This is a genomic window from Pseudomonas sp. FME51, assembly GCF_014897305.1.
Window position 1 is genome coordinate 452,521 of the sequence record NZ_JABUYN010000001.1, and the last position, 13,086, is coordinate 465,606.

Sequence of the window (13,086 nt, forward strand, 5' to 3'; positions counted from 1 at the left end):
CTTACTCGTGAATTTATGAACAACAAAAAAGCCAGTTCACACATTGTGAACTGGCTTTTTTTTCGAAGAACAGATTGCTCTTTACTGGTTTCAGTATAAAAAACAGGAAACCTTAAAAATCAATTATTGTGCTTCTTCTTCGCCGCGGTATTTATCAGCAGTCTCTTTCAATAACTTTTGTAATTCACCACGTTGATACATTTCTAAGATGATGTCACATCCACCAACTAATTCACCATCTACCCATAATTGTGGGAAAGTTGGCCAATGTGCATACTTTGGTAATTCTGCACGAATATCTGGGTTTTGTAGGATATCTACATACGCAAAACGCTCACCACAAGCAGAAAGTGCTTGAACAGCCTGTGCAGAAAAACCGCAACTTGGTAATTTTGGTGAACCTTTCATGTATAAAATAATTGGGTTTTCTTTGATTTGGCGTTCAATTTTTTCAATAGTCGTCATTTATTACGTCCTTACAGCCTTTTATATTCGATATGCTTTATAGGGGAAAACATGGAAGAAGAATACCACTTTATATTAGAAAGCTCTATATAAGTTTAATTATCCATATAAAACAAAGCATTAACATTACATCATGATGATATTAATGAGAGAATATACAACAAAGAAAATAATGTGTGATAAATAAATCAATACGTTACATATTTTTCTAAAAGATTAGAAAAGATAAATAGAGATACGATAAAAATAGGTATTTACTTCATAACACGACTTTCAGTATTCATTGTTTATGGGTGATAATGCATAGGCAAAACAAAAAGCCTCAATTAAGAGGCTAAGAGCATTTTACATGGGAAAGTATCGATGCTCAGATTGGCTTAGTCCACATTGCTAACTACTGTATGGTTCCATTGTCTAAAAGGATCAAGCAACCCAATGCATTTGTAATATCAGTTATTTCACCTTTTATTTTTACCGTTTGTCCTTTCTTAATTTTAAGGACATTATCTTCTTCACTTGGTTTTAAAGTGTATGAAGCACTGATTTTATTTTTAAATGAAATAGCAACGACTTTAGGTGGTGTTGGTTTATAAAGGTCGTATCTAACCACTTCATCCAGACTTGTGATAGTGGTCACTCTTCCTTCCAAAATAACCCACTTACCTCTCCATTTTTTCTGAGCGGCTATTTCATTATCACTAAAATCCTTACATATTCCTGCATAACTAGCTTCTGTTACCGCTGATTCCATTGAAGGAACTATTTGGTTTACAGCACTATTAACAGAACGAATAGCCTCGTTTATTTTACACCCTGACAACAATATGATTATAGATAATAATAATACTTTCTTTTTCATGTAAATACCTTTATAAAGTCAAAAAAAGATAGATAAAAATATAGATTTAATGAGATTAATAACTATTCTAGCTAAATAAAACAACGTCCTTAACAATATTATTGAGAAATATATAATTTTTTAAAATAGTTTGAATTTTGATTTGATAATAATTGAAATATAAAAAGCCACACTATAACTTTTCAATTATTTTTAAAAATAAGAAAAATCCTGCTGTTCTAAATTTTTATAAAAAAATAAAAAAACTCATCCAATTAAGATAATTAGCCATTTATTCTCTTATCAGCTTATATTTATCATTAATTTATTTAGTGTTTTTTACACCTCACTGATTATGTTTTAATTAGAGACCAAAATATACTTTCCTATGAGAATTTAATATTGTCAGATTGAATATACAGATTGAAATATAAAATTTATTATAAAAACATATTTTAAACACGCCATAGGTTTCTTTATTGGAGTATATTCAGTCATATATTTTTTCACATTAAAAAATGGGAAGTGGACACCACCTATCGTTGCGGTTTACTTCCCATTATTCATACCCAATAATATTTATTGCACTTGACTCACTTTTAGTTGTAAGGCAAAAACAGGATCTGTTGTGCCACACATTGTACGCCCAACAGTCGCTTTTATTTTTATGCGGGCAAGGCCACTTTTGGGGGCAACTCCTTGTAAATGAGCAACGATTATCGGTCGGTTTTCCTGATGAGTAACATGACTTTGCCAGTCATTTTCTGTTATTAATGGAATTAAGTCTCCATCCTGATTTTTTGACATTAATGTCACTGAGATCCACGACGGATTTTCAACAATAAAGTATGGTGATAAACCAACAAATTTACCTATTTCAATTTGTTGGTTATACGGTTGTTCAACAACAGCCTCAGGTATAAATATTTTCTCTTCAACTTCAGAGGGGGTAAATAAAATACTTGTGCTACACATCGCGCCATAAAAGACACTGCAACTGCTTAGCAGTCCGCATAATATGATAATAAATATATTTCTCGTTAATTTATTTATACAAAGTCTTTTAAAGATAATACATCCATGCATTGTTTTACCGCTCCATTAAAAATTATTTAAACGTTATGTCAGATTGTCTATTTATTGGGTATTAAAAACCCTTTCTTGCTGCCAATCAAGCACCGAGATACCCATTTCATTTGCTATTTTAATCACAATAGGAAGTGCTTCATCGACTTTTGAATAAACAAAGCCAATGACAGGAATTTTAGCTTCAAAATTATTACGCAGAGGCCCATCACACCAAATACCGTCCTCTTCTTCCTCATCAGAGAGATCACAAATGCAAGGGAAAATCTGAGAAATAGCGTGGTAAAAGCTCAACATTAAAGGGCTAATATTTACCGTTTCATCATCTTCATTCTGTTCAAATACATCACATGCTTTTTCAAAATCAGATGGAATAGGAAAATCAAATAATGCAACATTATAACTCATTTTAGTCTCCTGATTTTTTACTTTTTATTGAAAGTAAATGTCAATAGGTATCGTAGGTAGTGCGAGAAATATATAGATAATAAGGTTGATGTGAGTACGATATTTCAATATTTCCCTCTTTAGCTTCAATGCCTTCTAGCTCAGAAAAAACAAACGTATTATCTTCGTTTTCAATTTCAATTTTTTCTAAATTTTTGCAGTTATTTATTCCTGTTAATAATATTTTTTTATCTTTAACTAATGAAAAAATATTTTTCCCTTTTTGGGCTAATAGCGCACAAACAGAGTCTAAATCATTTCCTCCAAAATAAGATTGATATACACCTATTAATTTTCCATTATAAAATTTTAAGGCATTTTTATCAGAATCTTTATCAAATGGGGATTGGTTACGAAAAATACAGGTAACTAGCTCATCTTCTGTATCACACATACCTTCTTTTATAAAAGGAATATCATCTATTGACCTGCCAAACTCTAATTTTAATGGCTCATTACTACTGAACCCAAAACCTGTTAAAAATGTCACTATGACAATAACCATATAGACCTTTTTCATTTCACCCTATCCTTTTAAGGCTTATGCATGAAAATAATATTTAAAAGCTAAGCTACATAAACATTAAAAATATTTATTAATTACATGTTATTTCATTATAAAAACATAAAAAATCAAACCTAACGTAAGAATATTTTATCATTTCACATTATTCACACAACCATCCATACCTTTATTTCGGCTAATAGCGATCTTAAAGGTAATTATTATGAGTGAGTTGTTGATTATTCATTGTAGTATTCCTGTATAAATTGAATTTTATTTATAAGGAGAATCTGACATTATCTAACTCTTTACATACTACATATTACTGAGTCTTTATTATGGACATGATTCTGCTGTTTCTCTTCGTCGGATGTGTTACCGGTTTTTTTGCTGGTTTGCTTGGAATTGGGGGGGGCGCAATCATTGTTCCCGTAGTTATGTATGTGGTAAGCCAGCAAGCAATTCCTACTGATATGGTGATGAAAATAGCCTTATCGACTTCATTTTCCGTTATTATTTTCTCAACGGCCTCGTCAGCCTATTCTCACCATAAACGCAACGCTATTTTATGGGAGCAATTTCCTTTATTAGCTATTGGTACGCTTATCGGTATGCTAGTGGGTACATTTTTTGTACAAAAAATGTCAAATACGATATTACAGATCGTATTCTGTATTTTTATGGTATACACCATTTATGGGTTATTAACTAAAAAGAAAGAGTCTGAACGTATCGAAAACGTAAAAGACCCCATTGTTTCAAAACCCGCTTTAACGAGTGGTGGCACATTAATTGGTTTTATATCAAGCTTTATCGGAATTGCAGGTGGCACGATAACAATCCCTCTGTTAAGTCATTGGGGCTTTAATACTCGTAAATGCATTGCAACATCATCAATGATTGGTGTCATCATTGCTTCTATAGGGACAATTATGGGGATCATTTACGGTTGGAATCAAACAAATATTAATGACTATTACTTAGGTTTTATTTATTTACCTGCCTTGATCGGAATAAGTATTACCAGTGTGATCTTCGCGCCTGTTGGCGTAAAAGTTGCTTATCGACTTCCCATACCAAGAGTTCGCCAAATATTTGCATTATTTCTATTCTTAGTTGTAGTGAAAATGTTGTATACGCTTATCATCGAGCCATAATCAATAATACTTTCTATTATCACCATCTATGTTTACTACTTTACGAGATGCTCTATGAGTTATAGTCTTATGAGTATAACTAATCTATATGGCTTATAATTATAGATAAAAGATATTTAGCTGTTATTTCAGTAAATTTTTGTTAAAATAATTAGCAAAATAGCAACAAATTAGTGATTCATTTGCCTCATTTTATCAATTTAGATGAAGTGATTTTAGGCACAAAACCCGAAATAGATAGTATAAAGGAGTACGCAATGTCTTTCGAATTACCAAAATTACCTTATGCGTTAGATGCTCTTGAGCCACATATTTCTAAAGAAACCTTAGAATATCACTATGGCAAACACCACCAAACCTACGTAACCAACTTGAACAATCTGGTTAAAGGCACTGATTTAGAAAGCAAATCTTTAGAAGAAATTATCAAATCTACTGATGGCGGTATCTTCAATAATGCTGCTCAAGTATGGAACCACACTTTCTACTGGAATTGCTTAGCACCAAACGCTGGCGGCGCGCCAACAGGTAAAACTGCTGATGCAATCAACAATGCATTTGGCTCTTTTGAAGAGTTCAAAAAACAATTTAACGATGCGGCCGCAAAAAACTTCGGTGCAGGTTGGACTTGGCTCGTTAAAAAAGCAGATGGTTCTCTGGCGATTGTTAATACATCTAACGCAGCAACACCAGTTTCAGGTGAAGACAAACCTCTGTTAACTGTTGATGTATGGGAACATGCTTACTACATCGATTACCGTAACGCTCGCGTTAAATATTTAGAAGAGTTCTGGGCACTGGTTAACTGGTCTTTTGTTGACGCTAACCTGGCTTAATTGCATGTGATAATCAAAGATGAGTAATTAAGATTCATTTTTGGTGACATAATAACAAAGGGCCTTCAGCCCTTTGTTATATTCAGATATTCGATAATTTATAACTTAAATTAATCGGATATTTTATAAAGCAGTGATTAGAACATCATAGTTGAAAATAAGACGATCATAACAAGTGCTGCTACTGCTGTACTCAAACCAAATTTCAGATCCGTATCCATCTATTCTCCCTCAAAATGATTATAATACACGTTATTAACCATAACCTTGTCATGGGTAATTATTATCACATATCAATATTTGCTAAAATAGCGACCAGTGCACAATTTATAACATTGATTAATACTTTCACTTTTGAGCTAGATCATACAAAATTCACAGCTAATCGCTAAATTATTGCCAGTGTTTGCCCTATGTATGACTATACTGGCAGTTAAACCATAAAATTAGATAAAACAGACCAATGAAGGTCAGGAGTTTTCCACACCATGGCAACAATAAAAGACGTGGCAAAACGCGCAGGCGTATCAACCACGACTGTTTCTCATGTGATCAACAAAACACGTTTTGTTGCTGAGAACACACGGGCAGCAGTTTGGGCTGCTATTAAAGAATTAAATTATTCGCCTAGCGCCGTTGCGCGTAGTTTAAAAGTCAATCATACCAAATCTATTGGCCTGTTAGCCACGTCCAGCGAAGCTCCTTACTTTGCTGAAGTGATTGAAGCCGTTGAAAATAGTTGTTATAGCAAAGGCTACACACTTATTTTATGCAATTCACATAATAATCTCGATAAACAAAAAGCCTATTTAGCTATGTTGGCACAAAAACGCGTTGATGGATTATTAGTGATGTGTTCTGAATATCCCGATCACCTTCTCTCTTTGTTGGAAGGTTACCGTAATATTCCAATGGTTGTCATGGATTGGGGTAAAGCACGCGGTGACTTCACTGATACCATTATTGATAATGCATTTCAGGGCGGATACATTGCGGGTCGTTACCTTATTGAACGTGGTCATCGTGATATTGGTATCATTCCAGGCCCATTAGAACGCAATACGGGGGGTGGTCGCTTACAAGGCTTTTTAAAAGCAATGGAAGAAGCCAAAATCACCGTAAAAGATGAATGGATTGTACAAGGAGACTTTGAGCCAGAATCAGGTTACAAAGCGATGTGCCAAATGCTAAGCCAGAAACAACGTCCTACGGCTGTTTTTTGTGGTGGTGATGTGATGGCTATGGGGGCAATTTGTGCCGCCGATGAGTTAGGTTTACGTGTTCCTTTTGATATTTCGATTGTGGGTTACGATAATATTCGTAACGCTCGCTATTTTACACCCGCATTAACCACCGTCCACCAGCCAAAAGAGCGATTAGGTCAGATGGCATTATCAATGCTGCTTGATCGCATCGTAAGTAAACGCGAAGACGCTCAAACCATCGAGGTTCATCCAAGATTAGTTGAGCGCCGTTCAGTTGCTGATGGCCCTTTTATCGACTACCGTCGATAATTATTATTCAGCACCCTGATTTCTAGCGAAGCCATTCCTCATTTAAGGTCTGGCTATCTCCAAGATAATCTAACAACCACGTCAAAGCGGGCGATTCACTTTTATCGACCCACGTCAGGCAGCATGGGCTGTCTGGCAATGGTTGCGCAAGTTCTAATGTAACAAGCTTACCTTGTGCAATTAATGTTTCCGCTCGATGCCAAGGCACCATACCGACACATAATCCTGCTAATAAGCACTCAAGCCCCATCCCCCAAGTAGGCACAACCATTCTTCGTTGATTATTTAACGCCCACGTGTCACGTTTTGGCAAACTCCTTGAAGTATCTTCTAAGCATAAACTAGGATAAGGTCGCATTTCATCATCCGTTAATGGATGTTGTGCTTTTGCTAAGGGATGATCAACATGACACACACAGCGCCAAGGCATAAAGCCCATATCTCTAAAGCTATAACGTTCTCCTATAGGCGATGCTCTTGTTGCGCCAATAGCTAAGTCAACTCGACCATTAACTAAGGAATCCCATACACCATTAAACACTTCAGGGTAGACATACAGCTCAATATCAGGAAAATGACGATAAAAATCGAGAATAAGCTGTTGTGTTCTTTCGGGTTTCACAATGCCATCAACGGCTATACTAAATTGTCCTCGCCACCCATTAGAAACCTGTTGACAAAGGTGTCGAGTGTCATTCATTTTTTTGATAACAGATCGCGCTTCTTTGATGAAAATTTTACCTGCATCGGTTAATTCCACATCACGGTGGCGACGCTCAAATAAAGGAACGGCAAGCCATTCTTCTAATTGCCGAACAGTGTAACTAACGGCGGAGGGCACTCTGTGCAATTCTTGAGCAGCGGAGCTAAAACTTCCTGTTCTTGCGACTGCATCGACAACTTCTAAAGAGTATTCTGACCACATAGAGTTTATTCCTTTGAAAATTTTTCACAGCATTAACCAAATATTCCCGTTTCACAAGTAAAATAGGTCTTAGTTACAATACATAAAATGTTCTACATCACATAGCATAGAAAATAAAATGAATTCAAAAACTGCCACACAATCAAAAACACCTATGAGCTTTATGGTATACCTAGCGGGTCTGAGTATGTTGGGTTACTTAGCTATCGATATGTACTTGCCTGCATTTGGGATAATGCAACGTGAACTCTCTATCAGCGAAGGCGCTATCAGTAATAGCCTAAGTATCTTTTTATTTGGCTTTGCTGTTGCTCAATTACTTTGGGGACCGCTCTCTGACAAAGTGGGCCGTAAGCCTATTCTACTTATCGGTTTAAGTCTTTTCTCTTTAGGCTGCCTTGGCATGCTGTGGGTTGAAAGTGCAACAGGCTTACTTGCAATGCGCTTCTTACAAGCTTTTGGTGTCTGTTCTGCTGCTGTTATCTGGCAAGCATTAGTCATTGACCGCTTTGATGAATCTCGCGCGCAACACGTTTTTGCCTTAATCATGCCATTGGTTGCCCTATCACCCGCCCTTGCCCCTTTGATTGGCGCATCGTTATTAAATCATGGCGGCTGGCGTATGATTTTCATGCTGTTAATGGTCGTAACCCTTGTTTTAATGATACCGACATTAATGCTGAAAAACATTAAACAAAAATCTGTTACTGACACAAAACAACCTTCAGCTTCATTTATGACTTTACTAAAATCACCTATCTATACAGGTAACGTATTAGTTTATGCATCTTGTAGTGCTGGTTTTTTTGCTTGGTTAGCAGGTTCTCCTATTATTCTTGAGAAGATGGGCTACTCACCACAGGATATCGGTTTAAGCTATATTCCACAAACTATCGCATTTATGGTCGGTGGTTATGGTTGTCGTATTTTACTATCAAAAATGACAGGTAAAACACTGCTACCAATATTGCTAATAGGCTACGCAGTCAGCATGACAGCATTGTATCTTGTGGCTAAATTTACTGAGCCAACATTAACCACGATTTTAATTCCGTTCTGTATTATGGCGGCAATGAATGGTGCATCTTACCCAATCGCTGTCTCTAACGCGTTATCTGCTTACCCTGAAATTAGTGGTAAAGCAGCTGCATTACAAAACGCACTCCAACTTGGTCTTTGTAGCTTAGCCAGCTTTATTGTCTCTGCCTTTATTAGCCAACAACCCTTAATTAATACGACAGCAATTATGGCGTTGACTGCCATTCCAATGGCGGTTGGTTACTTTATTCAGCGAAATAAATCCGTTAGCAAACACACAGTTCAAACGGCAGAATAATCCCCTTTCAGTTTTTAAGAATCATCTTAAAAAGGCCATTTTATAAAAAATGGCCTTTTTCTTTTCTAGAGAAAACCACACTACGTCTCTATACTTATTAATACGCTATTACAGCGTTTTATTTATTTTTTCTTTCGGATTTTGAGGCGTTAAACCGATCATTAGCTGATTATGTCAGATTAGTTGTCTTATTAATTCTATTCGTTCACTCTTTATTGAACACGATACCATTTTAATACTGTCAATCTGCACACATCCTTTCTTGGCCTTATGTCTCAAAACCCGCTTAATTTACGCCGGAGAGTATATGAGTACATCTTGTGTAGAAGAAGGCCGAAAGACCTCCAATGATCCTTATAAAAGGATCGCGATAGAACTATTAACTCACGCAGACATTCGAGTGAATGGCTCTGAACCTTATGATATTCAGGTTCATAATCAAAATTTTTATAAAAGAGTATTACAGCAAGGCTCATTAGGTCTCGGTGAAAGTTATATGGATGGTTGGTGGGATTGTGAGCGACTTGATATATTCTTTCATAAAGTTTTACGTGCAGGTCTTGAGAATAAGCTGCCACAAAATCTACGCGATATTATCAAAATCGCGACAGCCCGCCTTTTTAATCTACAAACACAAAAACGAGCGTGGATGGTAGGTAAAGAGCATTACGATCTTGGTAATGATTTATTTACTGCCATGCTTGATCCTAATATGCAATATTCCTGTGGCTATTGGAAAAATGCAGATAACTTAGCGCAGGCGCAAGAACATAAATTAGATCTCATTTGTCGAAAATTAGATTTAAAACCTGGGATGACCTTATTAGATATTGGGTGTGGCTGGGGAGGTCTTGCCGCTTATGCCACAAAACATTTTAGTGTTTCTGTCACGGGCGTTACTATTTCCGTTGAACAACAAAAAATGGCACAAGCTCGATGCCAAGGACTCGATGTTAATATTATTCTTGAAGACTACCGTGATTTACAGGAAAAATTTGATCGCATCGTTTCAGTGGGTATGTTTGAGCATGTTGGGCCTAAGAATTACGCTACCTATTTTGATGTCGTTCGTCGTAATTTAAAGGAAGAAGGCTTATTTTTACTGCACACCATTGGATCTAACCTTGATAAAGTGAATGTGGATAGTTGGATCAGTAAATATATCTTCCCAAATGGTTGTCTACCTTCTATTCAAAAAATTGCCCATGCGATGGACAGCAAATTTGTGATGGAAGACTGGCATAACTTTGGTGCAGATTACGATAAAACGCTAATGGCTTGGTATCAGCGTTTTCTAGTCTCTTGGCCTGATATTGAATCTCATTACACACCCCGCTTTAAACGTATGTTTAGCTATTACCTTAATGCTTGTGCAGGTGCCTTTCGTGCCAGAGATATTCAGCTATGGCAAATCGTACTAAGCCCTAAAGGTCATATTGGCGGTTTGCAAATCCCACGTTAATTCTTTTTTTATAAAAAGAGAAAAGCCAGTTTGATTGATAAACTGGCTTCTTCTTTGGTTATCTTTTAATAGCAACAATATTAATCATTAATTATGTGAAGCTTACTCTTCATTTTCACTTTGTTGTTGTGCTGCTAATAAAGCTTGTTGCTGTGCTTGTTGTGCCATAACACGTTCGACTGTATCGACAATCGCCTGAGTTTGAGGATCAAGTTCGATATTCACTTTATCACCGAGACGTTTACGACCTAATGTTGTTCTATCACGTGTTTCAGGGATGAGATGCACACAAAAGCGGTTATTAACCACATCACCAATTGTCAGGCTAATACCATCAATACCGATAAAACCTTTATGTAAAATATATTTCATCAATGCTTTATCAAAAATACGAAACCAAATTTGTAAGTTATTTTCTGAAGTAATAATTTTGGCAACTTCAGCGGTTGTCACAATATGCCCAGACATCACATGCCCACCAATTTCATCACCATATTTAGCGGCACGCTCAATATTAACTTCCGAACCAACTTTTAACTCACCGAGGTTAGTTAGACGCAATGTCTCTTTCACTAAATCAAAACTAATCTGTGTATCTTCAATTTTAGTGACAGTTAAACAGCAACCATTATTCGCGACAGAAGCACCTGTCTCTAAATTGCCGACTAACGCTTTGGGTAATTCAATGATATGGGTACGAAAATCGCCTTTATCTTCGATAGCAACAACCCGCCCTTTTCCCTGAACAATACCTGTGAACATCTGACATCTCCTTGATTCGATAAACTGGTAAACTCAAATTAGGTTTATGCTATTTAGAATAACATAGCTCGTATTAATACAAAGGAACAATTACCGCATTTATTCCGTGTCGATAATTGACGTTAAATATAACGTAAAAACACTTAATAAATTATCAAAATCCTGTGTTTAAAAAGCGAGACTTCTTTCGTTGCTAATTAAACTTTTATCATTAGAATATGCGTTCTTGAGGATCTCTTTACGTCATTTTAACAATGCGGCGTTTGTTCTCTTTCTTTCCTATCGTTTTCTTATAATAAATAAAGGTGTATGCGTGCAGAAGTACATAAAAGAAGCGCGTAGCTTACTTGCTCTCGGTATTCCCGTTATCATCGCGCAATTTTCCCAAACGGCAATGGGTGTAGTTGATACTGTCATGGCGGGTGCTGTAAATGCCACAGAAATGTCTGCGGTAGCAGTGGGTACGTCTATTTGGTTGCCAACCATTTTATTAGGTCAAGGCATATTAATGGCATTAACGCCAATCGTTGCACAACTAAATGGCTCCGGGCAACGAAAACATATTGCTGATCGCACACAGCAAGGTTTTTGGCTCGCAACATTCTTATCGATCATGGTTATTGCCATTCTTTATAACAGCCGATTTATTATTGAAGCACAACATGATATTGACCCTGAATTAGCAGAAAAAGCCATTGGTTTTATTCATGCGATTATGTGGGGTGCCCCAGGTTGTCTTTATTACCAAGTACTTAGAAGCCAATGTGAAGGATTATCCAAAACAAAACCAGGTATGATAATCGGTTTTGTAGGCTTATTGATCAATATTCCTGTTAACTATGCTTTCATTTACGGTAAATTTGGTGCGCCACAATTAGGTGGTATTGGTTGTGGTGTCGCAACCGCCTCTGTTTTTTGGGCAATGTTCTTGATGATGCGTTATTACGTTCGCCGTGCGCCAACACAACGCGATGTTCAGCCTAAAAAACGTTTTGTACTTCCTGAACTCAACATCATAAAGCGTATTACATTTTTAGGGCTGCCTGTTGGTTTAGCGTTATTCTTTGAAGTAACTCTGTTTGCCGTGGTTGCTTTGTTAGTATCACCTTTAGGCGTGACCGCCGTTGCAAGCCATCAAATTGCACTGAACTTTAGTTCACTCATGTTTATGTTCCCTCTTTCATTGGGCATAGCTGCAACCATTCGTGTAGGTCATAACCTAGGGCAACGCTCTACAGAACAAGCTCGTATTTCAGCCATTACATCTCTTGCGGTGGGTTTAATGCTGGCAAGCTGTACTGCCATTTTCTCTATTATCTTTAGAGAAAAAATCGCCTTAATGTATAACGATAATATTGAAGTAGTGACATTAGCCTCACATCTCATGTTGTTTGCTGCACTTTACCAGCTATCAGATTCGGTACAAGTCATTGGCTCTGGAGTGTTACGTGGCTATAAAGATACGCGCTCTATCTTCTTTATCACCTTTATCGCTTATTGGGTTATTGGCCTGCCTTCAGGTTATTTATTAGGGCGTACTGATTATGTTGTAGAAGCCATGGGCCCTGCCGGTTTCTGGATTGGCTTTATTCTTGGTTTAACCGCATCAGCAATTATGATGGGTTCTCGCATTTGGTGGATCCAACGTCAATCTGATGAAGTGGTGTTATTACGCTCAGAGCGTTAAACAAAACGCTTATTTTGGCAAGGGAATGGCACAAATATCAACAAATAGCTTTAAATACGAGCAGTT

At 36.7% G+C, this 13,086-nt stretch carries 14 protein-coding genes; 6 read left to right on the forward strand and 8 right to left on the reverse strand.

All coding sequences use genetic code 11. From position 1 onward, the window contains the following. Positions 1-123 precede the first annotated feature (123 nt). The 5 genes from INT39_RS02075 to INT39_RS02095 form a co-directional block, all read right to left on the reverse strand. Positions 124-465 carry a Grx4 family monothiol glutaredoxin gene (locus tag INT39_RS02075; RefSeq protein WP_193014540.1) on the reverse strand — a complete coding sequence of 114 codons (342 nt, stop codon included), beginning with the start codon at positions 463-465 and terminating at the stop codon, positions 124-126. A gap of 394 nt (positions 466-859) precedes the next feature. After that, positions 860-1,324 (reverse strand): OB-fold protein, encoded by a 465-nt coding sequence (locus INT39_RS02080; RefSeq protein WP_193014539.1) that lies wholly within the window; start codon positions 1,322-1,324, stop codon positions 860-862. 558 nt (positions 1,325-1,882) lie between these two features. Next, positions 1,883-2,389, reverse strand: coding sequence for a hypothetical protein (locus tag INT39_RS02085; protein ID WP_193072076.1), 507 nt, complete (start codon positions 2,387-2,389; stop codon positions 1,883-1,885). A gap of 51 nt (positions 2,390-2,440) precedes the next feature. Next, positions 2,441-2,797, reverse strand: coding sequence for a hypothetical protein (locus INT39_RS02090; RefSeq protein ID WP_193014537.1), 357 nt, complete (start codon positions 2,795-2,797; stop codon positions 2,441-2,443). Positions 2,798-2,837: 40 nt separating this feature from the next. Then, positions 2,838-3,356 carry a hypothetical protein gene (locus INT39_RS02095; RefSeq protein WP_193014536.1) on the reverse strand — a complete coding sequence of 173 codons (519 nt, stop codon included), beginning with the start codon at positions 3,354-3,356 and terminating at the stop codon, positions 2,838-2,840. Between the two features lie 323 nt (positions 3,357-3,679). Here INT39_RS02095 and INT39_RS02100 point away from each other — a divergent pair, with 323 nt between their 5' ends. Both INT39_RS02100 and sodB read left to right on the forward strand, forming a co-directional pair. Next, positions 3,680-4,498, forward strand: a complete 819-nt coding sequence (locus INT39_RS02100) for a sulfite exporter TauE/SafE family protein (protein ID WP_193014535.1) — start codon at positions 3,680-3,682, stop codon at positions 4,496-4,498. A 257-nt stretch (positions 4,499-4,755) separates the two neighbouring features. Beyond that, positions 4,756-5,334: a superoxide dismutase [Fe] gene (gene sodB / locus INT39_RS02105; RefSeq protein WP_193014534.1), complete on the forward strand. Its 579-nt coding sequence runs from the start codon at positions 4,756-4,758 to the stop codon at positions 5,332-5,334. 137 nt (positions 5,335-5,471) lie between these two features. On the opposite strand, the gene INT39_RS22910 is transcribed toward sodB, so the two are convergent. Then, positions 5,472-5,555: a YnhF family membrane protein gene (locus INT39_RS22910; protein WP_102949514.1), complete on the reverse strand. Its 84-nt coding sequence runs from the start codon at positions 5,553-5,555 to the stop codon at positions 5,472-5,474. Between the two features lie 267 nt (positions 5,556-5,822). Between INT39_RS22910 and purR the strand changes: the two genes are divergently transcribed. Next, positions 5,823-6,848 (forward strand): HTH-type transcriptional repressor PurR, encoded by a 1,026-nt coding sequence (gene purR, locus INT39_RS02115; protein WP_193014533.1) that lies wholly within the window; start codon positions 5,823-5,825, stop codon positions 6,846-6,848. A 22-nt stretch (positions 6,849-6,870) separates the two neighbouring features. Here purR and punR read toward each other — a convergent pair whose 3' ends face one another. Then, positions 6,871-7,773, reverse strand: coding sequence for a DNA-binding transcriptional activator PunR (punR, locus tag INT39_RS02120; protein WP_193014532.1), 903 nt, complete (start codon positions 7,771-7,773; stop codon positions 6,871-6,873). Between the two features lie 118 nt (positions 7,774-7,891). Between punR and punC the strand changes: the two genes are divergently transcribed. Then, positions 7,892-9,109, forward strand: a complete 1,218-nt coding sequence (gene punC, locus INT39_RS02125; RefSeq protein ID WP_193014531.1) for a purine nucleoside transporter PunC — start codon at positions 7,892-7,894, stop codon at positions 9,107-9,109. Between the two features lie 307 nt (positions 9,110-9,416). Further along, positions 9,417-10,571: a cyclopropane fatty acyl phospholipid synthase gene (gene cfa, locus INT39_RS02130; protein ID WP_193014530.1), complete on the forward strand. Its 1,155-nt coding sequence runs from the start codon at positions 9,417-9,419 to the stop codon at positions 10,569-10,571. Between the two features lie 102 nt (positions 10,572-10,673). Here cfa and INT39_RS02135 read toward each other — a convergent pair whose 3' ends face one another. Then, positions 10,674-11,333 (reverse strand): riboflavin synthase subunit alpha, encoded by a 660-nt coding sequence (locus INT39_RS02135; RefSeq protein ID WP_193014529.1) that lies wholly within the window; start codon positions 11,331-11,333, stop codon positions 10,674-10,676. 313 nt (positions 11,334-11,646) lie between these two features. Between INT39_RS02135 and INT39_RS02140 the strand changes: the two genes are divergently transcribed. Next, entirely contained in the window at positions 11,647-13,020 is a 1,374-nt protein-coding gene (locus INT39_RS02140) for an MATE family efflux transporter (RefSeq protein ID WP_193014528.1), read from the forward strand. Positions 13,021-13,086 lie beyond the last annotated feature (66 nt).